This window comes from Hydrogenophaga sp. PML113 (genome assembly GCF_001777155.1).
GTDB classification, from domain to species: domain Bacteria; phylum Pseudomonadota; class Gammaproteobacteria; order Burkholderiales; family Burkholderiaceae_C; genus Hydrogenophaga; species Hydrogenophaga borbori.
Genome location: NZ_MIYM01000017.1, coordinates 1 through 22,808, shown reverse-complemented (window position 1 = coordinate 22,808; position 22,808 = coordinate 1). Strand labels below are relative to the sequence as shown.

Sequence of the window (22,808 nt, the reverse complement as noted above, 5' to 3'; positions counted from 1 at the left end):
TAGAAAAACCTCCGCGCGGCGCGCTGCGGTGCGAACGCCTTCGGGCGGCCGTGCGTCGTTCATGTGGCCAGCTCCCGCTGCAGCAGCTCGGCGGCGGCCGCGAAGTCGAGCGCGCCGATGTGGTTTTCCAGTTCCGAGGCCCGTGCCTCGCCCAGGCGGCGGCGCAGCGCGGCGCCCTGGGTGTCGAACAGGCTCAGGGCGTCGAGGTCGTGGCGCGCGAGCAGCTCGTGCAGGCGGCGCAGCGCCTCGTCGCTGGCGGGCGGCTCGGCGCTGTCGCCGGGCGCGGCGGCCCCGGCCTGCGACAGCCAGGCCCCCGCCGCCAGGCGCAGGCGGCGCAGGCTGGCCTGCAGCTCGCGCCAGGGCGCCTGCAGGGACTGCGCGGGCTGGCCGTCGCGCAGCGCGTTTTCCACCACGCCCGCATGGCGGTGCAGGGCCAGGGCGTCGACCAGGCCGGCCGCCCCGCGCAGCTTGTGCACGCGCGCGGCCAGCCCCTGGCGCGCGTCGGGCGCGAGGGCGGCGGGCAGGGGTTCCTCGGCCAGCGGCGCGAACTCGTCGAACAGGCGGCGCAGGCTGCGGCGCAGCAACGCCACGTCGCCGCCCAGGCGGCGGTGCGCCTGCGCGCCGTCGATGCCGTCGATCTCCGGCCAGTGATCGACCACGGCCGCCAGCGGCGCCGGCGCGCTCGGGGGCGCCACGGCCCCGTCCGGGCCCGCCAGCGCCTGCGCCACGACCTCCAGCAGTTGGTCGGGGTCGATGGGCTTGGTGAGGAAGCGGTCCATGCCGGCGTCCAGCGCGCGGCGGCGCTCCTCGGCCAGCGCGCCAGCCGTCAGCGCCACCACCGGCAACTGGCGCAGGTTCGGATCGGCGCGCATCTCGCGCGTGGCCTGCAGGCCGTCCATCTCGGGCATCTGCACGTCCATGAGCACCACGTCGAAGTGCGGCCCGTCGCGCAGCAGGGCCAGGGCCTCGCGGCCATTGCTGGCCAGGTACACGCTGGCGCCCTCGCGCTCCAGCATGTGCTGCGCGATCTCCTGGTTGATCTCGCTGTCGTCCACCACCAGCACGCGCGTGCCAGCCAGGCGCTGCACGGTCTCGGGCGCGGTGTGGCGCTGCGCGTCCAGCACGCGCCGGCTGTGGCCGTGGCGCGCCACCACGCCCTGGTTGACGGCGTTGAACAGCACGGACGCGTTGACCGGCTTGGTGAGGATGTCGTCGGCCAGGCGCAGGTGGTCCTCGCGCGCGACGCGCTCGCGGTCGCTGGCCGACACCATGAGCGCGGCCGGCAGGCGCAGCAGGCCGTGCCGTTCGGCCAGCGCGGCCAGCGACTGCAGGCCGTTCATGCCGGGCAGCTGCCAGTCCACCAGCAGGGCGTCGGGCAGCGGCTGGCCGGCGGCCAGGCGGCCCTCGATCCAGTGCAGCATGGCCTCGCCCGATTCGCAGGACTCGGTGCGCCAGCCGAAGGCGCGCGCCATGTCGACCAGGGCCTGGCGCTCGGCCGGCACGTCGTCGACCACCAGCACCTCCAGCGCGCCGCTGGGGGCGGTGAGCGGCGCCAGCGCCGAGGGCGTGGCCTCTGCCTCGCGCAGGTTCACCTCGAACCAGAACAGGCTGCCCTGGCCGGGCGCGCTCTGCACGCCGATGCGCCCGCCCATCATCTCGACCAGGTGGCGCACGATGGACAGGCCCAGGCCGGTGCCGCCGTAGCGGCGCGAGGTGGAGGCGTCGGCCTGCGAGAACGGGGTGAACAGGCGCTCCTGCACCTCGGGCGCGATGCCCTCGCCGCTGTCGCGCACCTCGCCGCGCAGGCGCACGGTGCCGCCACCGGACGAGACCAGCCCCAGGCCCACCTCGACCCCGCCCTCGGCGGTGAACTTCAGCGCGTTGCCCAGCAGGTTGGTGAAGACCTGGCGCAGGCGCAGCGCGTCGCCGCTCACCCGCGCCGGCAGATCGGGCGCGGCGCGCACGGTGAGCGCGAGCCGCTTGGCCTCGGCCTGCTGGCGGAACACCGCGTCCAGCTCGGCCAGCAGCACGGAGGGGCTGAAAGGCGCTTCTTCGAGCGTGAAAGCACCGGCCTCGATCTTGGCCATGTCCAGCACGTCGTTGACGATGCCCAGCAGCGACTGGCTGGCCATCTGCGACTTGGCCAGCAGCTGCTGCTGGCGCACGGTGAGCGGCGTGTCGGCCAGCAGGTGCGACAGGCCGATCACCGCGTGCAGCGGCGTGCGGATCTCGTGGCTCATGTTGGCCAGGAACTCGCCCTTGGCGCGCGACGCGGCCTCGGCCGCCTCGGTGGCGTGCACGAGGTCGGTGATGTCGATGCAGAAGCCGGCGATGTGGCCGTCGGGCATGCGGTTCTCGATCATGCGCACCACGCGCCCGCTGCGCAGGCGCTGCAGGAACACGCTGTTGCCCGCGCGGTGATGGGCCATGCGCTGCGCCACCCACTTCTCCCGGTCATCGCCGGTGTCGAGCACCTGGCCGCGCTCGAAGCTGGCGCGGATGATGGTTTCGAACGGCGTGCCGGGTTGCAGCAGGTCGCCCACATGCGCGAACAGGCGGTGGTACTTCTCGTTGCACAGCAGCAGGCGGTCCTCCAGGTCGTAGAGCACGAAGGCCTCGTCCACGGAGTCGATGGCGCCGCGCAGCAGGGCCTCGGTGCGCGCGATGCTCTGCTCGGCGCGCTTGCGCTCGCTCATGTCCATGTAGGTGGTGACGAAGCCACCGCCCGGCATGGGGGTGCCGCGGATCTCCAGCGGCGTGCCGTCGGGACGCACGCGCTCGAAGCGGTGCGGCACGGGACTGCGCGCGTTGGCCAGCAGGCGCTCGATGGTGGGCTCGACGTCGATCTCGCCGTACTCGCCGCGGCGCGCGTTGAAGCGCACGATGTCCTCGAAGCCCGGCACGCCGCGCGCGAACAGGGCGTCGAGTTCGAGCAGGCGCACGAACTCGCTGTTCCAGGCCACCAGCCGAAGATCGGCGTCGAAGGCGCTGATCGCGCAGGGCATGTTCTCCAGGATGCTGTGCTGCAGCGCGTTCACGCGCATCAGCTCGGCCTGCATCAGGTGGCGATCGGTCACGTCCTGCATGGCGCCGACGATCTGCACCACCTTGCCGTCGAAGTCCTGCACCGGCTCGCCCACCACGCGCACGCGCAACTCGCGGCCCTTGGCCGAGCGGAACGGCAGCTCGATATCGAACGGTTCGGCGCGCCGGCGCGCGGCGCGCAGCGCGTCGAGCAGCTCGCGCTTGGCCTCGCCTTCGTAGAAGCTCAGGGGCGTCGCCGGGTCCAGCGCGAACTCGATGCCGACCTCGTGGATGGCGTACATCTGCGGTGTCCAGACCACCGTGCCGTCGACCACGTCGTACTGCCAGCCGCCCACGCCGGCCACGCGGCCCGTGCGGTTGAGCAGGGCTTCGCTGGCGGCCAGGCGCTGCTGCGATTCCTTGGCGGCGGTGATGTCGCGGTGCGTGCCGTACATCCACAGCGGCTCGCCCTCCTGCGTCCAGCTGTTCACGCGCCCGCGGTCGAGGATCCACACCCAGTAGCCGTTGCGGTGGCGCAGCCGCACCTCGCACTCGTACTGCGCGATCTCGCCCAGGAAGTGGCGGCGCAGCATATCGCGCGCGCGATCGATATCGTCGGGGTGGATCAGCTGCTGCCAGGCGCCCGGTCCCATGGTGTTGAGCTCGTCCAGCGTGAGGCCGACCATCTCGGCCCAGCGCGCGTTGTACAGGCGCTCGCCGGTCTGCACGTTCCACTCCCAGGTACCGGCGTTGGTGCCGCGCAGGATGTTCTGCAGCCGCTCGCGCTCGCGCGACAGGCTGGCGGTGCGCTCGCGCACCAGCTGTTCCAGGCTGGTGTTGAGCTCCACCACCTCGCGCTGCGCCGCGCGCTCATCGGTGATGTCGCGCACGATGGCGGCGGTACCCACCGGCTCGCCGCCGGCATCGAGGATCGGCGACAGCGTGATGGAGACTTCCACGCGCTGGCCGCTGCGGGTTCGCAACCAGCGCTCCATGCGCGGCGTGTCCCCGGCGCCGTCCTCGCCCTGGGCCTGCACCTGCGCGCCGTCATCGTCGGTGGGCACCAGCAGCGATTCGATGGTGGCGCCGGCGGCCTCCTCGGCGCTGTAACCGAACAGCGCCTGCGCACCGCGGTTCCAGGAGGTCACGCGGCCTTCCGGATCGAGGCCGATGATGGCGTCGCGCGTCTGCTCGACGATGGCCGCCAGGCGCAGGCGCTGGCGCCGCACCTCGTCGCTGCGGCTGCCGTTGACCCAGTAGAGGTAGATCAGCGCCAGGCCGACGAGCAGCGCCAGCAGCACCAGGGGCAACTGCCGCAGCGCGGCCAGGCGCGCTTCCTCGGCCACGTGCTCCTGCGGCATCACCACCAGGAAGCGCAGCAGGCCGATGTCGCTGTTGGGGTTGCCGCGCAATTCGGCCTGGCCCACCAGCATGAGGCCCTGGGGTCCCTGCCAGCGCGGCGGCCCGCCGGCGCGGTAGGGGTTGACGGCCACGTACTCGTCCTGCCAACGCTGGCGCTGGCCGGTGTCGAAGCCGTACTCGCGGTCGCGCTGGGGGTGGCGCAGGTAGTCGCCGGCGGCGTTGGTGAGCACGAAGAAGGCGCCCTCGGGCGAGCGCGAGGGGAACTGCATCACGGCGCGATCCAGGTCGACGTGGATGACGACCAGGCCGAAGAGCTGACCGCGCCCATCGAACACCGGCGTGGCGTAGCGCGCCACCGGGCGGCGTGGCAACACCACCGCGCCGTTCTCGCGGTGCAAGGCCATGTCGTGCACGAACACCATGCCGGGCGCGACCCAGCGCGTGTCGCCCAGTTCTCGCTCATCGAGCGCATCCGTCAGGCGCTCGGGCGGCACCGCCTCCACGCCCAGGCCATTGCGCTCCACGCGCACCAGCTCGCGCGGGTTCGGCCCGGCCAGCAGCAGGCTGACGCGGAACACATCGGCCGAGGTGTCGATGTAGCGCTCGAAGGTCTCCTGCAGGCGCACCCTCCACTGGTCTTCGGTCGAGGCGTCCTCGGGGTCGATGCCCCCGTTCTCCCGCGCACGCACCAGCCCCTGCAGCGGCGGCGAGCCGCCCAGGAACTGCACCGACTTGCGGCGGAACGCGCGCTGGGCCTGGGTGTTGTCGGCGAAGCCCCGCGCCGCCGCCTCGAGCTGGCGCTGCGACTGGTCCATGGCCTGGTTGAAATCGGCGTGGTAGCTCACCGCCAGGCTGATCAGGGCCAGCACGGCGCCGATCAGGGCGCCGCGGCGCAACAAGGGACTGCGCACGAAATCCATCGGCCCCCGCGGCGCGCGCGCCCCGGAGCGGCCAGGCGCGGCGATCCAGTCCATGGCCCGGCGCGAGCGCCGCAGCGCCAGCACCAGGCCGCCGAGCCCGGCGCCGATCAAGGCGACGATGGCCGCCGCCCCGACGGGCGTGGGCCCGGGCAGGTGGGCCTGCAGCGCTTGCGTGGCCTGCAGCCGCAGCGTCCAGCGGCGGCCGTGGGCGTCGAAGCCGCTGTCCAGGCTGGCGACGGTGGCGCCGCCGGTGGGGTCGCGCGCGTCGAACAGCGGCGAGGGGTCGCCGCCGTCCGCGAGCGTGACGGCGATGTCGCGCGACGCGGGCATCAGCTCGGCCACCAGCTCCTTGATCACCAGGGGCGCGACCACCCAGCCGACGGTGTCGCGCCAGCGGCGCTCGCGGTCGCCGGCCCCGGGGTCAAGGCCGCGGTAGACCGGCAGCAGGAACAGCAGGCCGTGGTCGGGCTGGCCGCCGGGCTGCTTCAGGCTGAGCGGCGCGCTCAGCAGCGCCCGGCCTTCGCGCGCGGCGGCCTCGGCGGCGGCGCGGCGCAGCGGCTCCGAGGCGAGGTCCAGGCCCATGGCGTGCGCGTTCGCGGGCATCGGGTAGACGTACTGCGTCACGTAGGCCTCGCCCGGGTTGGGCCCGAGCTCGCGCACCTGGAAGTCCGCCGGCCCCTCGGCCCGCGCCTGGGCGAGGAAGTCGTCCCTCTGGTCCACGCCGACGCGGCGCACGAAGCCGAAACCGAACGCGCCCGGGAATTCGTGCGGCAGGTCGCGCGTGGCCATGTAGGCCTCGAAGCCGCGGCGGGTGATCGCATCGCCCCCCGCGGCCATGACGGCGCCGCGCGCGCCGCGCAGGCCGTATTCGATCCGGCTCAGGCGGTCCTGCAGGCGTTGCGTGAGCTGGCCCGCCTCTTCGCGCAGGCGCTCCTGCACGCTCTCGGCGCGCTCGGCCTGCGTCCAGGCGGCGGCGACGGCCGCGCACAGCAGCACACCGGCAATCCACAGCCCCCAAGCCCAGCGGTGCGGCGCGTCGTGAGCGACCTTGTCCAAATCCGGTGTCCTTCGGGCCCTGGGCCCTGTTGCGCGAACCGCCCGCGTGAGGACCCGGCGGGCCCTGGCGCTGGCGGTCGCGGTGTTGTCAGCCTGCGGCGCCCACGCGGGGGGCGCACGCAAAGCATGCTAACGAGGGATGTCGGCGCCCGGCGCGCGAAATGAAGGGATTCCCCGGGGCAATTCGCCCGGCGGCGCGCCCGGCCGGCCGCGGGCTCAGGCCGCGACGTCCTGCAGCACGGCCGCCGCTTCGGCCTTGCCCAGCGGCTTGGTGAGGTAGCCCTTGACGCTGTGGAAGCCGCCGGCGCGCGCGCGGTCGGCCGGATCGGAGGAGGACGAGAGCATGGCCACCACGGCGCTGCCCCGGTGCGCGGGCGGCAGGGCCTCGAACGCCTCCAGGAAGGCGAAACCGTCCATCACGGGCATGTTGATGTCCAGCAGGATCAGGTCGACGCCGTGGTCGGGCGAGGCGGCCAGGTGGTCCAGCGCGTCCTGCGCGCGCTCGAAGCCCAGCACCTCGCACGGCACGCCGCAGCGCTGCAGCGCCAGCCGGGTGAACAGCAGATCGCTGTCGCTGTCGTCGACCATCATCACGCGGCGGGGCATCGAATCTCCAAGGGGGCACGAACGGGAAACAACCGCAACTGTAAGCGCCGCGTCAGGGCGCACACAATGCGCGGCCCGAACACCCCAGTGGATCGGGAGGTCGGGATGGTGCGCCGCGCGCGGCCTGGCCCGCCACGGGCTCAGGGCGCCATGGCGTCGACGCACCGCCATGTGAGCGCCCGCTTTCCGCGCGGCCACATCAGCGGGCGGCGGCAGCGGGCGCAGGGCCCGCCACATCGCGCTCGGCGGGCCGGGGCATCGCGGGGGCGTGCCGCAGGATGCCGGCCAGGATCTGTGGCACTTCGTACAAGGCGCGGTTGTGGTGGCCGCGCACGCGCTCGCGCCAGGCCGGCAGGTCGGCCAGCAGTGCGCCCACGGCCGGCGCCAGGCCGGCGGCGCGGCGGTAGACCAGGCCCACGCCCTGCTCGCGGATCCAGGTGGCGTTGTAGCGCTCCTGCGGCATGGTCCAGGCGTTGTCGGCAACGACCACCGGCAGGCCGCGCTGCAGGGCCTCGCTCACGCTGCCGGGGCCGGGCTTGCCGATGAAGAAGTCGGCCAGGTCCATGTAGCGCGTCACCTCCGGGGTGAAGCCCACGATGTGGCGCGGCGCGCGCGCCGGCAGCCCGGCCAGGGCCCGCGCCAGGGCCTGGTTGTGGCCGCACATCAGGATCAGCGGCACGTCCGGCAGGCGCCGCGCGATGCCCAGCATGGCGCGCGAGCCGTGGCCGCCGAACAGCACCAGGCCAGTGGGCCGATGCGGGTCCAGGCCCAGGCGCGCGCGTTCGGCCGCGCGGTCGGCCACGGGCGGGCCGTAGAAGCCGGGGCGCAGGATCATGCCGCTGGTGGCGTGCACGCGCGAGGGCGCGTGGCCGGCCGCCAGGGCCTGGGCCCGCGCGCGCGGCGTGCCGCAGATGAAATGCTGCGGCTGGCCGCGCTCGATCCAGAAGCGCGGCGGGTGGTCGGCCAGGTCGGTGAGCACGGTGGCGTAGGGAACGCCGGGGCGCGCCAGCGCCAGGCTTTGGTAGAGCGCTCGGTTGAAGTTGGGGATGAGCGAGACCACCAGGTCGGGCTGGGTGGCGGCCCAATGCGCGCGCAGCCGGCGCACCAGGGTCGGGTGGGCCAGGCGGATCACGGCCTGCAGCAGCTTCAGTTCCTGCGACATGCCCAGGGTCCAGCCGCGCGCGAGGCGGCGGTTGTACCAGTCCTCGGGTGCGCTGCCGGTGAGGCGGCGAAAGCTCTGCGAGGGGTCCAGCACCTCGAACAGGTTGACCAGGCGCACGGTCCAGGGCAGCTGCAGTTCGTTCAGCACGCCCTGCAGGGCCAGGGCGGAGGCGCGGTGGCCGCCGCCGGCGTTGAAGTAGATGAGATCGACCTGGGTCATGGGCCTGCCGCCCGTGGTGGCGAAGCGAACAGGCTATGAAGGTCAGGCGACAGTGGCGTGACGTCCGGGCGACGCCGTGGTGACGGCCTCGGCCGGGGCGTTCAGGCAGAGCCGGGCGATTCGCGCGTGAGCGCCACGCCGCCCTGCAGGCGCTCGCTCACGCTGCGCCGCACGCTGTCGGGCGCCTCGGCCAGCAGGGCGGGCCAGTCGGCCTGGGCGCGGCGCACGGTGTCGCGGCACACGCGCAGAAGCGCGCCGGGGCGCGGCAGGCCGGCGGCGGCGATCAGCTCGCGCAGCGCGTCCCAGCCGAAGGCTCGCAGCCTGGCGTCGATGCCGCGGTTGACGCCGTAGTCGGGCTCGGGCACGGCCTCGAACAGCGCGCTCACGCAGACCGGGTCGTACAGCGGCGCCAGGCGGGGCTCTCGCCCGTCGGGGTAGACCAGGGCCCAGTTCTTCAGGTGGGCGTCGGTGTTGCCCATGAGGACGAAGGCCACGAAGCGCTGCAAGAACTCGCGTACGTCGGGCACCGGCGCGCTGGAGTAGCGGTCGAGCACGGCGAGCATGCGGCCGTAGTCCTCGCGGATGCCGCGGCCGTATTTGGCGCGCGGCGCGTAGCCCAGGGCCTGCGCGAACTCCTCCATGTGCACCCGCCGGCCGTCCTGGCGGTCGAAGCGCCGCACGGCCAGGATCTCCTCGAACGGGACCCGCTCGGGCAGATCGGCTTCGGCGCGGGCGATCACCCGGGCCTCGGCCGTGCGCAGGCCCAGGGCGGCGCACAGGCGGTAGCCCGCGGCCTCGTTGCGCACCAGGTCGGGGTGGCGGCTGGTCGGCAGCTTGAGGATGAACTCGCCGGCCGCCCCGTGGCGGCGCACCACGTAGCGGCGGCCGTCCTGCACGGCGGAGAACTTCGCGATCACGCCGGGCAAGGCGGTGGCGTCCTCCACCGGGTCTTCGACGAAGCCGGGCTCCAGCACGTCCAACCCCAGCGCGGTGTGCCAGTGGCGCACGGCCTGGGGTATCTCCTGGTGCGCGGGCGGCGGCTCCACCTCCAGCGCGCCCATGAGGTCGTGGCCGGCGGCGGCGAGCAGCTCGAACTCGTCGTCCACGTCGCAGCCGCGCTGGCGCGCCAGGCGCTCGCGGTTGTGGCCCTCGGGCAGCAGGTTCTGGAAGAACACCGGCCAGCGGCCGTCGACGCGCACCAGGCGCTCGTCGCGCGGCGCGGACAGGATCTGGCGCGTCTGCGCGTCGTTCACCCCGCGCAGGCTCATGGACACCGTGGGCCGCTGCGGGTCGGCGATGTAGTCCTCGTCGAAGGACACCCGCAGGATGTCGCCGTAGCGCGAGAGGTGGCCGATGCCGCGCCGCCCACCCTGCGGCAGGTGCAGGTACAGGCGCAGGTAGCGGATGGCGGTGCTCACAGGGCGGCCCTCCGCGCGGCGCGCGGCGGCGCGAACCCTGTCGGCGGGCCGGGCGGTGCCATCAGCGCGACTTGCCCGGCGCGGGCTCGGGCACCGCGAGCAGGTCCACCACCGACTTGGGCGCGCCCACGCCGGCCGGCTGGGCCATCAGGCGGCCGCCCGCGCGCACGAAGTCGTCGATGGCGGGGCGCAGCTCGCGCGGCACCAGCATGAGCTCCAGCCCGAGCGTGCGCGCGAGTTCCTGCAGGGTGGACAGGCGGGGGTCCAGCCCGGCCTCCAGCCGGCCCACGGTCATGCGGTTCACGCCGGCGCGCTCGGCGAGCTCGGCCTGCGTCAGACCGCTGGCCTTGCGAGCGGCTTCCAGCTCGTCCAAAATGCTCATATAAGCGATCATTTTTTATGAAAAGCCAATTTAACTTAGCTTTTTCAGACTATCAAGCCAAAATGATTGATTTGAGTAGCTTTTATTCAAAAAAGATAGTTTTATAGATCATGAACGGGCATCAGATTTACCACAACCCCGCCTGCGGCACCTCGCGCAACACCCTGGCGCTGATGCGCCACTGCGGCGTCGAGCCAAAGGTCATCGAATACCTCAACACACCGCCCACGCGCCAGGAGTTGCGCGAGCTGCTCGCCGCCATGGGCCTGGGCGTGCGCGACATCCTGCGCGAGCGCGGCACGCCCTACGCCGAGCTGGGCCTGGACCAGCCGCACTGGAGCGACGAGCAACTGCTCGACTTCATCGAGGCCCACCCCATCCTGATGAACCGCCCCATCGTGGTCACGCCCCTGGGCACGCGGCTGTGCCGGCCGTCGGAGCGCGTGTTGGACCTGTTGCCCGAGCCGCCGAAGAAGGCCTTCGTCAAGTCGGACGGCGAGGCCGTGCTGGACGATCAGGGCCGGCGCCTGCGCTGAGCGCCGCGCGGGGCCCCCGGTTCAATAGAGCGTCTCCACCGCGGCATTGAACCGGTAGCCCGCCCCGCGCTCGGTCACGATCAGCAGGGGCTTGCTGTGGTCGGCCTCGATCTTGCGGCGCAGGCGCAGCACCTGCACGTCGATCGCGCGGTCGTAGACCTCGGCGCTGTGCAGGCGCGACAGCTCCAGCAACTGGTCACGGCTGAGCACGCGCTGCGGTGCGGCGCAGAAAGCCATCAGCAGGCTGAACTCGTTGTTGCCCAGTTCCACCTTGCGCCCGTCGGGCCCGGTGAGGCGGCGCGTGCGCAGGTTCAGCTCCCAGCCGGCGAAGCGGAAGGCGCGGCGCTGGTCCTCGCGCACGCCTTCCTCGGGCGCCCGCGGCTGGTAGCGGCGCAGCACGGCGCGGATGCGCGCCAGCAGCTCGCGCGGGCTAAAGGGCTTGGTGACGTAGTCGTCGGCGCCGAGCTCCAGGCCCATCACGCGGTCGGCCTCCTCGGCGCGGCCGGTCAGCAGGATCACCGGCACCGGCGCGCGCTCGCGCAGCTGGCGCGCCAGCGCCAGCCCATCCTCGCCCGGCAGGCGCAGGTCCAGCACCACCAGGTCGATGGCCTCCTGGTCGAACACCTCGAACAGGCGCCGCCCGCTGTCGACCGCGCTCACGCGCATGTCGGCCTCGCCCAGGTAACCCTGCAGCAGCTCGCGCAGCGCGGGGTCGTCGTCCACCACCAGGATGTGCGGCGGGTGGGTACTGGCCTGGGCGTCGTCGGTCATCGGCGGCAGAGGAATGTCGTGGCGAACGGTGCGGCGCGTGCCCGCATCCGCTATGGTCGATGGTAGCGTCCACCCCCGCCCCATGGCCTACGAACAAGCCCCCACCCCGATCAGCGAGCTCTCGCTCGACGACGGTGGCGCGTCCGCCGCGCGCGCGCCGCGCTGGCGCGAGCTGCTGTTCGACCGGGTCGTCATCGTGCCGGTGCTGATCGCCGCCTGCCTCGCCGGCGGCCTGGGCGTCGGCCTGGCCACGCTGCGCCAGCAGGTGCTCAACAGCGAGGAGCGCATGCTCGCTGCCCTGTCCGCTGCCCTGGCCGACCAGGCCGACAACGCGCTGGCCGCCGCGCAGACCGCGATGCAGGCCACGGCCGAGGAAATCGTGGGCGGCGCCTGGGTGCCCGACACCGTGGTGGCCGGCGCCGTGCTGCGCGCGCGCGCCGCCGCCCTGCCGGCCGCGCGCCAGATGCTGCTGCTCGACGCCCAGGCCAATGTGCTGCAGGCCGCCGACGAGGAACTGGAAGAGCCCCCGCACGCGCGCGCCGACTACTTCCTCAGCGCGCTCGCCGCCGCGCCGGGCTCGGCCCACATCGGTGCGCCCACCGTGTGGCCCGGGCAGGACACGCCCTGGATCCCGCTGTCCATGCCCTGGTCCACGCCCCATGGGCGGCACAGCGGGGTGATCGTGGTGGCGGCCGACACGGCCCTGCTGCTCGGCGGCTTCGAGCGGCGCTCGCCCGCGCCCGACGCGCGCCTGCGCGTGCTGCGCATCGACGGCACGCCGCTGCTGGAATCCGATCCGTCCAGCGGCTGGCCCGAGCGCGCCGGCACGCTGCATCCGCCCGCCGGCGTGAGCGCCTGGACGCAAATCGTGTCCCGTCCCGGCGACGACGGCCGGCGCCACGACCTGCTGCTGGCCGGCCATGCGATGCAGCGCGCCCCGCTGGCCGTGGTGCTCTCGCGCGACACGCAGGTGGTGCTGGCCGACTGGCACCTGCAGGCCTGGCTGGTGGGCGGCTTCGCGCTCGCCGCGCTGCTGGTCACCACCGTGCTGAGCCTGCGCCACGCGCGCGAACAGCGCTGGCGCGAACACAGCCAGCGCGACCTGCAGCGCCAGCGCGAACGCGCCGCGCGCGCCTTCGCCGCCGCCCGCGAAGGCCTATGGGAATGGGACCCGGCGAGCGAGCGCCACTACCTGTCGCCGCGCATGCGCGAACTGCTGGGCTTCGACGCCAGCGCCGGCGCGCCGCCGGCCACGCACGCGCTGTCCTGGCCCGACCGCGTGAGCCAGGACGACCGCCGCCGCCTGCGCGAGGCGATCGACGCGCACGTGCGCGAGCGCACGCGCGACTTCTCCGTCACCCTGCGTGTGATGCCGCCCGGCCAGCCGCCGCGCCACGTGCGCCTGCGCGGCCAGGGCCTGCGCGACGCGCGCGAACAGTTGCTGCTGCTGGCCGGCACCGCCTACGACGTGTCCGACGAGGTGGCGGTGTCGGAGGCCGCGCGCCGGCTCGACGAACAGCTGCAGCGCGCGCGCCAGTTCGAGGCCCTGGGCGCGCTGGCCGGCGGCGTGGCGCACGACTTCAACAACGTGCTCGCGGCCATCCTGGGTTTCGGCGAACGCGCGCGCGCGCTGGTGCCCGAGGGCAGCGCGCTGGCCGGCCACGTGCAGCACATGCTCAGTGCCGGCGAGCGCGGTAAGACCCTGGTCGCGCGCATGATGGCCTTCGGCCGCACAGGGCAGGGCCTGCGCCAGCCCTACCGCCCGCGCGCGCTGGTGCAGGAAGCCTGGACCCTGGCCGTGCAGGGCGTGCCGGAAAGCGTGCAGGCGCGGCTCGACCTCGACGCCGAGGACCCGGAGCTGGTGGGCGATGGCGTGGCCTTCTTCGAGGCCGCGCTCAACCTCCTGCGCAACGCGGTGCAGGCGGTGGGCGATCGCGGCACACTGCGCGCGCGCCTGTCCAGCGAAACGGTGGACCAGCCGCGCGTGCTCTGGCAAGGCAGCCTGCGCCCGGGCCGCTGGCTCGGCCTGCGGGTGGAGGATGACGGCCCCGGCATCGACGCCGAACACCTGCCGCGCCTGCTCGAGCCTTTCTACAGCACGCGCAGCGCGCAGGGCGGCACCGGCCTGGGCCTGGCCGTCGTACACGCCGCGGTGCGCGACGCGCACGGCGCGATCGACCTGCGCACCGCGCCCGGCGAGGGCACCACCATCACCCTGTACCTGCCGCTGCCCGAGCCCGCCACCGCGCCCACGGCGCCCGGCGCCGAAGAGGCCGCGTGGTCCGGCCAGGGCGAGGTGGTGCTGGTGGTCGACGACGAACCCGCGCTCGTGGCCTTGCTGGAAGAACACCTGGCCGAACGCGGCTTCGAGCCGCGCGGCTTCAGCGACGCCGAGTTGGCCTGGCAGGCGTTCAAGGCCGAACCGGGACTGTTCGCCGCCGTGCTGAGCGACCAGGCCATGCCGCGCCTGGGCGGGCTGGAGCTGATCGAGCGCTGCCGGCGCCTGTCGCCCGGCGTGGTGACCATCATCGCCACGGCCTACGGCGGCACCGACTTCGGCGCGCGTGCCAGCGCCGCTGGTGTGCAGGCGGTGCTGGCCAAACCGTTGAGCTGGAGCGAGCTCGACGCCGTCCTGCAGCGGCTGCTGCGCGCCCCGCGCTGATCCCCTCCCCTCAAGCCCCGGGGGGCGCCCCCTTGCCCGCGCTCTGTTGCAAGTGAAATGCCGCCACCCGGGCGACGACACGCCGCGATGCACGAGCACCGCCACGATCCGCCCCGTGGTCGATGACACGCAGCATCGACCGCGACACACAAGCACTGCGACCACGGAGTTTTCATGCTGAACACGCGCAACACCCTCATCGCCGCCGCCATCCTCGCCCTGGGCGCCAGTGCCTGGGCGCAAGGCAGCGCCAGCGGCGCGCTCAAGCAACCGGCCCCGCCGGTCCCGGCCAGCGCACCCTCTGCCATGCCGTCCACCCCCGCACCCGCCGCCATGCCGGCCGCCACCCCGCCGGCCGCCGACAAGATGGCGACCAAGCCGGCCGTGAAGAAGGCCGAGAAGAAGCACGCCAAGGCCACGAAGAAAGACCACAAGATGAAGAAGACCACCCACAAGCCGGCCGCCAAACCCGCGCAGTAAACCCCTCCGTTTTCAGACGGCCGGCTGGACGGGCCCGTGCCGTTTGCCCCCTTGGCGGACCTCCGGGTCCGCCTTTTTTATGCGCCGTCGCGCTCGGGTAATCGCGACGGGCCCCGCCTTTACCGCAACATGGCGGCACACCCCCTGCCCGCACCCCATGCCCTCGACCCCCTGGCCCCGCCCCTCCCTCGCCACACTGGCCCGCTGGCGGGCCTGGCCCTGGCGCTGGCTGTTCAGCCTCGCGAGCCTGGCCCTGCTCGCGCTGGCGCTGTGGTGGCTGCACCGCGAGCTCGCCCACCTGCGTCCCGCCGACGTGCGCCACGCCATCGCGGCCCTGCCCGCCTCGGCCCTGCTCGCGGCGCTGGCGGCCACCGCCATCAGCTACGCCGCCCTGGCGGGGCAGGACGCCCTGGCCCTGCGGCTGATCGGGCGGCCGCTGCCGGCGCCTCGCGTGGCCGCCACCGCCTTCATGGCCACGGCCGTCGGGCATAACCTGGGCTTTGCCCTGGTCAGCGGGGGCGCGGTGCGCCTGCGCCTGTATGGCGCCTGGGGCCTGTCGGCCGCCGAAGTCGCCACCGTCATGGGACTCGGCGCCGCGGGACTGGCGATGGGCCTGCTGTTCTGCGGCGGGTTCGCACTGGCCCTGGAGCCCCCGACCCTGCTGGCCGCCTTGGGCCTGCCAGCGGCCCTGGGCCACGGGGTGGGCCTGCTGCTGGCCGCCCTGCCCCTAGCCGGTCTGGCCTGGCTCGCCCGCGCCCGGCCCGGCCAGGCCTTGCCCTGGTGGCCCTACCCCCGGCCCCGACCCACGGCCGGCCTGGCCTCGCTCACCCTGGCCGTGATCGACCTGTCGGCCGCCTCCCTGGTGCTGTGGAGCCTGCTGCCCGCGGGCACGGTGGGCTGGCCAAGCTTCCTGGGCCTGTTCGTGCTGGCCGCGCTGGTGGGCATCGCCAGCCACGTGCCCGGCGGGCTGGGCGTGTTCGAAGCAGTGCTGATCGCGGGCCTGCCGCAGGCGAACGCGCAGGACCTGCTGGCCGCGGCCCTCGCCTACCGCGCCATCTACTACCTGCTGCCCCTGGCACTGACGGCGTTGATCGCCAGCGCCATGCTGCTGCGCGCGCACGGGCGCCGCTGGTGGCGCCTGGCGCGGCGCGCGCAGCCCGCGGTCACCTGGGTCGCACCCTGGGTGGGCAGCGCCATGGTCTTCGCCGCTGGCGCGGTGCTGCTGGTCTCCGGCAGCCTGCCGGCGCGCGGCGAGCGGCTGCACTGGCTCGGTGGCGTGCTGCCCCTGCCGCTGCTGGAGGTCTCGCACCTTGCGGGCAGCCTCATCGGCCTGGCGCTGCTGGTGCTGTCGCAGGCGCTGCTGCGCCGCATCGCGGCCGCGCACCGCCTGGCGGTATTGCTGCTGCTCGCAGGCGCGGCGGCGTCTCTGGTGAAGGGCCTGGACGTGGAGGAATCCACCATCGCGCTGCTGACGGCGGGTGTGCTGTACGCGGGACGCGCGGCGTTCAACCGCCCCGCGCGGCTGGAGCCCACCGACCTGGGCCCCGCGGCCTGGCTGGGCATCGGCGCGGTGGTGCTGGCCAGCGCCTGGGTGGGCCTGTTCAGCTACCGGCACGTGGAGTACCGCAACGAACTCTGGTGGCATGTCGCGCTGCACGGCAACGCGCCACGCTACCTGCGCGCCACCCTGCTGGTGTCGGTGGCCTGCGCCACGCTGGCGCTGTGGCAGGCGGTGCGGCCCCGACCGCCGGGCAGCGCCGAGCCCACGGCCAGCGGCCTGAAGACGGCCCAGCGACTGATAGCCGAGGCCCCCCGCACCGATGCCGCCCTGGCCCTGCTGGGCGACAAGCGCCTGCTGATCGACCCCGAGGGCCTGGCCTTTGTGATGTACCAGGTGCACGGCGGCAGCTGGATCGCCATGGGCGACCCCGTGGGCGCCGCGCCCGAGGGCGACCGCCTGGCCTGGCAGCTGCTGGAAATGGCCGACCGCCACGGCGCGCGCGCGGCGTTCTATCAGGTCGAGGCGCACCGGCTGCCGCTCTACCTGGACATGGGCCTGGCCGCCACCAAGCTGGGCGAGGAGGCGATCGTGCCGCTGGCCGGCTTCAGCCTGGAGGGCGCGGCCCGCGCCAACCTGCGGCGCTCGCACCGCAAGGCCGAGCGCGAGGGCCTGCGCTACGAGGTGATCGACGCGGCGGCGGTGGACGCCGCGCTGCCGCGCCTGCGGGCCGTGTCGCAGGCCTGGCTGCAGGGCAAAACCACGCGCGAGAAGGGCTTCTCGCTGGGGCGCTTCGACGAGTCCTACCTGCGCCACTTCCCACACGCCCTGGTGTGGCGCGGCGATGAGCTGGTGGCCTTCGCCAACCTGTGGACCGGCGACGGCCGCACGGAACTGTCCATCGATCTCATGCGCCACCTGCCCACGGCGCCCGGTGGCGTGATGGACTACCTCTTCGTGGAGACCATGCTCTGGGGCGCGGCGCGCGGCTTTCAACGCTTCAACCTGGGCATGGCGCCATTGGCCGGGCTGGAAACGCACCCGCTGGCGCCGCTGTGGCACCGCGTGGGCACCGCCCTGTTCCACAACGGCGAGCACTTCTACAACTTCCAGGGCCTGCGCGCCTACAAGGCCAAGTTCGACCCGGTCTGGCAGCCTCGCTACCTGGCCGCGCCCGGCGGCCTGGCCCTGCCGGGCGTGCTGTTCGACCTGGCCTCGCTCATCGGCGGCGGCTGGCGCGGCATCGTCGCGCGCTGACGCCGCCCGCCAGGCGATCCTCCCTTCTCCGTTGCATACGAAACATGGGCGCCGCGGCCGGTAGCCGGCCCGCAACCTCCCGCGCGCATGATTTTTTCCACGCCGGCACCGTGGCAATCCCGCCGCCGCGCCGGCCCCAACGACTGGAGAAGTTCATGCAACAGAACCCCTTGCCATCGTCGGTGACCGGTATCGATTCGCTGATCCACGCGGCCGGTCACCACCGTCCGCTCGCGCCTGGCGCGACCACCACCAACCTCGTGCCGCTGCTCGACGACGTGCGCGACGCCATGGTGGCCATCTACTGCGACCACGACGCGCAGGCCGCGCACCGCATCGAGCACGCCCGCTCGCTGCTGCGCGATCAGGCGGGTGCCTCGATGGCGGCCTGGTCCCTGCTGGAGGAGGCGGCCTTTCACCTGCGGCTGCACCACCCGTGGTCCGCGCTGTCGGCCCTGCGCCAGGCCGGTGACGCGCTGCTGATGGCGCGACTGGACGGAGGCCGAGCATGAACAAACCCCTGATGAGCGCGCGCTACCTGCGCCTCCGCCTGTTGCCGCTGGTGACGGCCATGCTGGTGTCGGGCGCCGTGGGCGGCCTGGCCGTGAGCTGGGGCCTCTCGCGCCACGGCAACCCAGCCTCCATACCCGCCGCCGCCCCCACCACGCCGACCGCCTTCCTGCGCACCGCCGCGTCGGTGGCGGCGCCCGCCGGTGGCCCGGTCGACTTCGCCACCATCGCGCAGGCCAATGGCGCGGCGGTGGTCAACATCTCGGTCAGCGGCACGCGCCGCGTGGGCCTGTCGGGCGACGGCGCGTCGCGCCAGGGCGCCAATCCCTTCGGCTTCCCCTTCCCCTTCCCCGACGGAAGCGGAGAAGCCCCACGCCAGGACATCGTGCGCGGCCAGGGCTCGGGCTTCATCGTCGACAAGGACGGCCTGGTGCTGACCAACGCGCACGTGGTGGACGGCGCCTCGCACGTCACGGTGAAGCTGCCCGACCGGCGCGAGTTCCAGGCCCGCGTGCTCGGCACCGACCCCATGACCGACGTGGCCGTGCTCAAGATCGAGGCCAAGAACCTGCCCACCGTGCCGCTCGGCACCGAGAAGGACCTGCGCGTGGGCGATTGGGTGCTGGCCATTGGCTCGCCCTACGGCTTCGAGAACACCGCCACCGTGGGCGTGGTCAGCGCCAAGGGCCGATCGCTGCCCGACGAAAGCTACGTGCCCTTCATCCAGACCGACGCGGCGATCAACCCCGGCAACTCCGGCGGCCCGCTGTTCAACGCGCGCGGCCAGGTGGTCGGCATCAACTCGCAGATCTTCAGCCACACCGGCGGTTACCAGGGCCTGTCCTTCTCCATCCCGATCGACGTCGCCTTGAAGGTGAAGGACCAGATCGTGAAGAGCGGCCAGGCGCAGCACGCGCGCCTGGGCGTGGCGGCGCAGGAAGTGAACCAGACACTGGCCGAATCCTTCGGACTGGATGCGCCGCGGGGCGCGCTGGTGGCGCAGGTGGAGCCCGGCAGCCCCGCCGACAAGGCAGGCCTGCGGTCGGGCGACGTCATCCTGCGCGTAGGCAAGGAGCCGGTGGACCGCATCGCTGACCTGCCGCTGCTGGTGGGCCAGGCGCAGCCCGGCGAGCGCGTGGACATCAGCTACTGGCGCGACGGGCGCGAGGCCCAGGCCTCTGTCGAGCTGGCCAGCGCCAGCGACGACAGCACGGGCAAGGCCAAGACCGCCTCGGCCGCTGGCAGCGAGCACAAGCTGGGCCTCATGCTGCGGCCCCTGAGCGAGCCCGAGCGGCGCGCCAGCGGCGCGCGCCAGGGCCTGCTGATCGAGGACGTGACGGGCGCCGCCGAACTCGCGGGCGTGCAGGCTGGCGACCTGCTCATCGGCATCAACGGCAAACCGGTGAGCACGGTGGCCCAGGTCAAGGCCGAGGCGCGCGAGGCCAAACAGGCCATCGCGCTGCAGCTCCTGCGCGACGGCAACACGCTGTTCGTGCCCCTGCGCGTGGGCTGAACGTTGCGGGCGTCAGGCCCGAGGCATGAGGCGGTGGCCCGCTACGCGAGCCACCGCTTTCTTCTTTTGTAGGACTTGATGTCCTTGAAGCTCTTGCGTTCACCGCCGCCCATGCCGAGGTAGAACTCCTTGACGTCCTCGTTGTTGCGCAGTTCGGGCGCGGGGCCGTCCATGACGATGCGCCCGCTCTCCATGATGTAGCCGTAGTCGGCGTAGCGCAGCGCCATGTTGGTGTTTTGCTCGGCCAGCAGGAAGGTCACGCGCTCCTTGTGGTTGAGGTCCTTCACGATCTCGAAGACCTCCTCCACGATCTGCGGCGCCAGGCCCATGCTGGGCTCGTCGAGCAGCACCACGCTGGGGTTGGCCATGAGCGCGCGCCCGATGGCGCACATCTGCTGCTCGCCCCCGCTGGTGTAGGCGGCCTGGCTGGTGCGCCGCGTCTTCAGGCGCGGGAAGTAGGTGTAGACCTTCTCCAGGTTGCGCGCGACCTCGGCGCGGTCCTTGCGGGTGTAGGAGCCGGTCATGAGGTTCTCCTCGATGGTGAGGTGCGCGAAGCAGTGGCGCCCCTCCATGACCTGCACCACGCCGCGCTGCACGAGGTCGGCCGGCGAGAGGTTCTCGATGCGCTCGCCGCGCAGCTCGATGCTGCCCTTGGTGACCTCGCCGCGCTCGCCTTTGAGCAGGTTGGAGACGGCGCGCAGCGTGGTGGTCTTGCCCGCGCCGTTGCCGCCCAGGATGGCCGCGATCTGGCCCTCGCGCACGCTCAGCGAGACGCCCTTGAGCACCAGGATCACGTGGTTGTAGATGACCTCGATGCCGTTGACGTTGAGGACCACCGGCGCGGCCTGGGCGGCGGGCGCGCTCATGACGCGCAGTCGGCCGCGGCGCGGCGCGTCAGCTTCTTGTCGGCCACGTACTTGTCGGCGGCGGCCTTGAGCAGCGGGTTCATGATGGCGGGATCGGCCTGCAGCCAGTCCGAACTCACGTCCCAGGTTTTGCCGTTCCAGGTATAGGCGCGCGCGGAAGACGGGCCCATGTGGTCCTTGCAGCTCGTCGCCACCGGCCGCATCACATCGTCCAGGCCGAGCTCACGCAGGCGCTTCTGGTCGATGTCGAGGTTCTCGTAGCCCCAGCGCGCCTGCGCCGCCGTCATCACCTGGCCCTTGCCGAATTTTTCCTGTGCGCGGCGCACGCCTTCGACGGCAAACATCGCGTTCATCAGGCCGCGCATGTACAGCGCCGAACCCACCTCGTCCTTCGGGCCCGCGCCTTCGTTCTTGGCGTGCAGCGTGGCCAGCACCTCCTTGGCGACCTTCGAGTCGAAGCCCGGACCCGGCAGGATCAGCACCGCGCTGTAGCCTTCGGCGCCGGCCACGCCTTTCACGTCGGAGTCCGAACCCGAAGGCCAAACGCCCACGATGCGGTTGCGCGGGAAGCCGGTGGCCTGCGCTTCCTTCAGCGCGGTGGAGTTCATCACGCCCCAGCCCCACAGCAGCACGTAGTCGGGGCGGCTCTGGCGAATCTGCAGCCAGGGCGCCTTCTGATCCACGCCGGGGTGCGGCACCGGAATATTGGTGAGCTCGAAGCCGTGCTGCTTCGCGCGCGCCGTCAGTACCGGGATCGCTTCCTTGCCATACGGGCTGTCGTGGTAGAGCAGCGTGATCTTCTTTCCTTTGAGCTTGTCCATGCCGCCAAGCTTGTGGCCCACGAACTGGATCTGCGTGTCCGCCGACGCCCAGTGCGAACCCGCGATCGGGAAGCTCCACTTGAACACCTCGCCGTCGGCGCTCTCGCTCAGGCCATAGGCCGGCGTGAGGATCGGGATGCCATCGGCCGCGCCGCGCTCGGTGAGCGCGAAGGTGATGCCCGTGGACATGGTCTGGAACACCGTGGCGCCACCGTTCTTGCCCTTCAGTCGCTCGTAGCACTCCACGCCGCGGTCGGTGGCGTAGCCGGTCTCGCATTCTTCCCAGGCCACGCGCACGCCGTTGATGCCACCCTTGGCATTGACCAGCTTGAAGTAGTCCACGAAGCCGTTGGCCCAGGGCGCGCCGCTGGGCGCGTAGGGCCCGGTGCGGAAGGTCAGCAGCGGGAAGAACTGCTCCTTTGCCTGCGCGAAGCCGGCCGTGGTGGTGGTGGCGAGCACGAGGGCCGCGGAAGCGGCGATCAGGGCGCGCGTTCGTTTCATCATCTCTGTCTCCTGTGGGTTATCGGTTCGGGGCGAATCGGCCGTTGTCGTGCACTCTCCCGCTGCCTGTCAGTGAGGGAACGGCCAGGTCCTCATCTTTTGTTTGCCCAGTGCCCACAGGCGGCCCAGCCCGTGCGGTTCCACGATGAGGAACCAGACGATCAGGGCGCCGAAGACCATGGCTTCGGCGTGGGCGACGCCCGTGGTGCTGATGGACACGCCCACGAGCGCGCCCAGCACCGGCAGGAACTGGTTGAGAAAAATCGGCAGCAGCACGATGAAGGCCGCGCCGAAGAAGGCGCCGACGATGGAGCCCAGGCCGCCAATGATGATCATGAACAGCAGCTGGAACGAACGCTCCACGCCGAAGGCGGCGGGCTCCCAGGCGCCCAGGTGCACGAAGGCCCACAGGCCGCCGGCCACGCCGATGATGAAGCTGGAGACGGCGAAGGCGGTGAGCTTGGCGTACATCGGGCGGATGCCGATGACCGCGGCGGCCACGTCCATGTCGCGGATGGCCATCCACTCGCGGCCGATGGCGCTGCGCACCAGGTTCTTCGCGAGCCAGGCAAACACCACCACGAAACCCAGGCAGAACAGGTACTTCTCCACCGGCGTGTCGATCGTCCAGCCCATCAGCTGCAGGTTCGACACGGACACCGAGCCGGAAGGCGAGTCGTTGGTGAACCACTTCACGCGCAGGAACATCCAGTCGGCGAAGAACTGAGCGGCCAGCGTGGCGACGGCGAGGTACAGGCCCTTGACGCGCAGGCTGGGCAGGCCGAACAGCACGCCGAACACCGTGGCGCACAGGCCGCCGATGAGCAGGGCCACGATCAGGGGCATGCCATCGACACGCACCAGGCTGTTGTAGGCCATGTAGGCGCCCATGGCCATGAAGGCGCCCGAGCCCATGCTGATCTGGCCGCAGTAGCCCACCAGGATGTTCACGCCAATGGCCGCGAGCGCGAGGATCAGGAAGGGCACGAGAATCGCCCGCAGCAGGTAATCGCTCGCGAGCGCCGGCACCACCAGGCAGACGACCGCCAGCAGGGCCAGCACGAGCCACCGGTCCTGGTCGATGGGGAAGATCTGCTGGTCGGCGCGGTAGGAGGTTTTGAACTGACCGTTTTCGCGATAGAACATGGTCAGCTCCTCAGACGCGATCGATGATCTTCTCGCCGAACAACCCTTGGGGTCGGAAGAGAAGGAAGACGAGGGCGAGCACGTAGGCGAACCAGATC

General features: G+C 72.4%; 15 protein-coding genes. 6 read left to right on the top strand and 9 right to left on the bottom strand.

The annotated features are described in order from the left end of the window. Window positions 1-59: 59 nt before the first annotated feature. The 5 genes from BHU06_RS20680 to BHU06_RS20660 form a co-directional block, all read right to left on the bottom strand. A complete protein-coding gene (locus BHU06_RS20680; RefSeq protein ID WP_070401119.1) occupies window positions 60-6,362 on the bottom strand; it encodes a PAS-domain containing protein in 6,303 nt (2,100 codons plus the stop codon). Between the two features lie 216 nt (window positions 6,363-6,578). Next, complete coding sequence (locus BHU06_RS20675) at window positions 6,579-6,968, bottom strand: response regulator (RefSeq protein ID WP_070401118.1); 390 nt, start codon at window positions 6,966-6,968, stop codon at window positions 6,579-6,581. 199 nt (window positions 6,969-7,167) lie between these two features. Beyond that, entirely contained in the window at window positions 7,168-8,349 is a 1,182-nt protein-coding gene (locus tag BHU06_RS20670) for a glycosyltransferase (protein ID WP_070401117.1), read from the bottom strand. Between the two features lie 101 nt (window positions 8,350-8,450). After that, window positions 8,451-9,767, bottom strand: coding sequence for a type II toxin-antitoxin system HipA family toxin (locus BHU06_RS20665; protein ID WP_070401116.1), 1,317 nt, complete (start codon window positions 9,765-9,767; stop codon window positions 8,451-8,453). A gap of 61 nt (window positions 9,768-9,828) precedes the next feature. Further along, complete coding sequence (locus tag BHU06_RS20660; RefSeq protein WP_070401115.1) at window positions 9,829-10,149, bottom strand: helix-turn-helix domain-containing protein; 321 nt, start codon at window positions 10,147-10,149, stop codon at window positions 9,829-9,831. A 110-nt stretch (window positions 10,150-10,259) separates the two neighbouring features. On the opposite strand from BHU06_RS20660, the gene arsC reads away from it, so the two are divergent. Continuing rightward, a complete protein-coding gene (gene arsC / locus BHU06_RS20655; protein WP_070401114.1) occupies window positions 10,260-10,685 on the top strand; it encodes an arsenate reductase (glutaredoxin) in 426 nt (141 codons plus the stop codon). Between the two features lie 21 nt (window positions 10,686-10,706). On the opposite strand, the gene BHU06_RS20650 is transcribed toward arsC, so the two are convergent. Beyond that, window positions 10,707-11,456, bottom strand: coding sequence for a response regulator transcription factor (locus BHU06_RS20650; protein ID WP_070401113.1), 750 nt, complete (start codon window positions 11,454-11,456; stop codon window positions 10,707-10,709). An 82-nt stretch (window positions 11,457-11,538) separates the two neighbouring features. Here BHU06_RS20650 and BHU06_RS20645 point away from each other — a divergent pair, with 82 nt between their 5' ends. The 5 genes from BHU06_RS20645 to BHU06_RS20625 all read left to right on the top strand — a co-directional run bounded on the left by BHU06_RS20645 (window position 11,539) and on the right by BHU06_RS20625 (window position 19,376). Continuing rightward, window positions 11,539-14,118 (top strand): ATP-binding protein, encoded by a 2,580-nt coding sequence (locus BHU06_RS20645; protein WP_070401112.1) that lies wholly within the window; start codon window positions 11,539-11,541, stop codon window positions 14,116-14,118. 174 nt (window positions 14,119-14,292) lie between these two features. Further along, window positions 14,293-14,598: a hypothetical protein gene (locus BHU06_RS20640; RefSeq protein WP_070401111.1), complete on the top strand. Its 306-nt coding sequence runs from the start codon at window positions 14,293-14,295 to the stop codon at window positions 14,596-14,598. 157 nt (window positions 14,599-14,755) lie between these two features. Then, window positions 14,756-17,353 carry a bifunctional lysylphosphatidylglycerol flippase/synthetase MprF gene (gene mprF / locus BHU06_RS20635; protein ID WP_083293356.1) on the top strand — a complete coding sequence of 866 codons (2,598 nt, stop codon included), beginning with the start codon at window positions 14,756-14,758 and terminating at the stop codon, window positions 17,351-17,353. Window positions 17,354-17,508: 155 nt separating this feature from the next. After that, window positions 17,509-17,865: a hypothetical protein gene (locus tag BHU06_RS20630; protein WP_070401110.1), complete on the top strand. Its 357-nt coding sequence runs from the start codon at window positions 17,509-17,511 to the stop codon at window positions 17,863-17,865. Further along, a complete protein-coding gene (locus BHU06_RS20625; RefSeq protein ID WP_070401109.1) occupies window positions 17,862-19,376 on the top strand; it encodes a Do family serine endopeptidase in 1,515 nt (504 codons plus the stop codon). The genes BHU06_RS20630 and BHU06_RS20625 overlap by 4 nt, the downstream gene beginning before the upstream one ends. Before the next feature lie 41 nt (window positions 19,377-19,417). Here BHU06_RS20625 and BHU06_RS20620 read toward each other — a convergent pair whose 3' ends face one another. From BHU06_RS20620 to BHU06_RS20610, 3 genes are all read right to left on the bottom strand, one after another. After that, window positions 19,418-20,242 (bottom strand): ABC transporter ATP-binding protein, encoded by an 825-nt coding sequence (locus tag BHU06_RS20620; RefSeq protein ID WP_070401108.1) that lies wholly within the window; start codon window positions 20,240-20,242, stop codon window positions 19,418-19,420. Continuing rightward, window positions 20,239-21,564 carry an ABC transporter substrate-binding protein gene (locus BHU06_RS20615; protein ID WP_070401154.1) on the bottom strand — a complete coding sequence of 442 codons (1,326 nt, stop codon included), beginning with the start codon at window positions 21,562-21,564 and terminating at the stop codon, window positions 20,239-20,241. Before BHU06_RS20615 ends, BHU06_RS20620 begins: the two co-directional genes overlap by 4 nt. A 69-nt stretch (window positions 21,565-21,633) precedes the next feature. Beyond that, the gene (locus BHU06_RS20610; protein ID WP_070401107.1) at window positions 21,634-22,710 is read right to left on the bottom strand and encodes a branched-chain amino acid ABC transporter permease; all 1,077 of its coding nucleotides are present in this window, start codon (window positions 22,708-22,710) and stop codon (window positions 21,634-21,636) included. Window positions 22,711-22,808 lie beyond the last annotated feature (98 nt).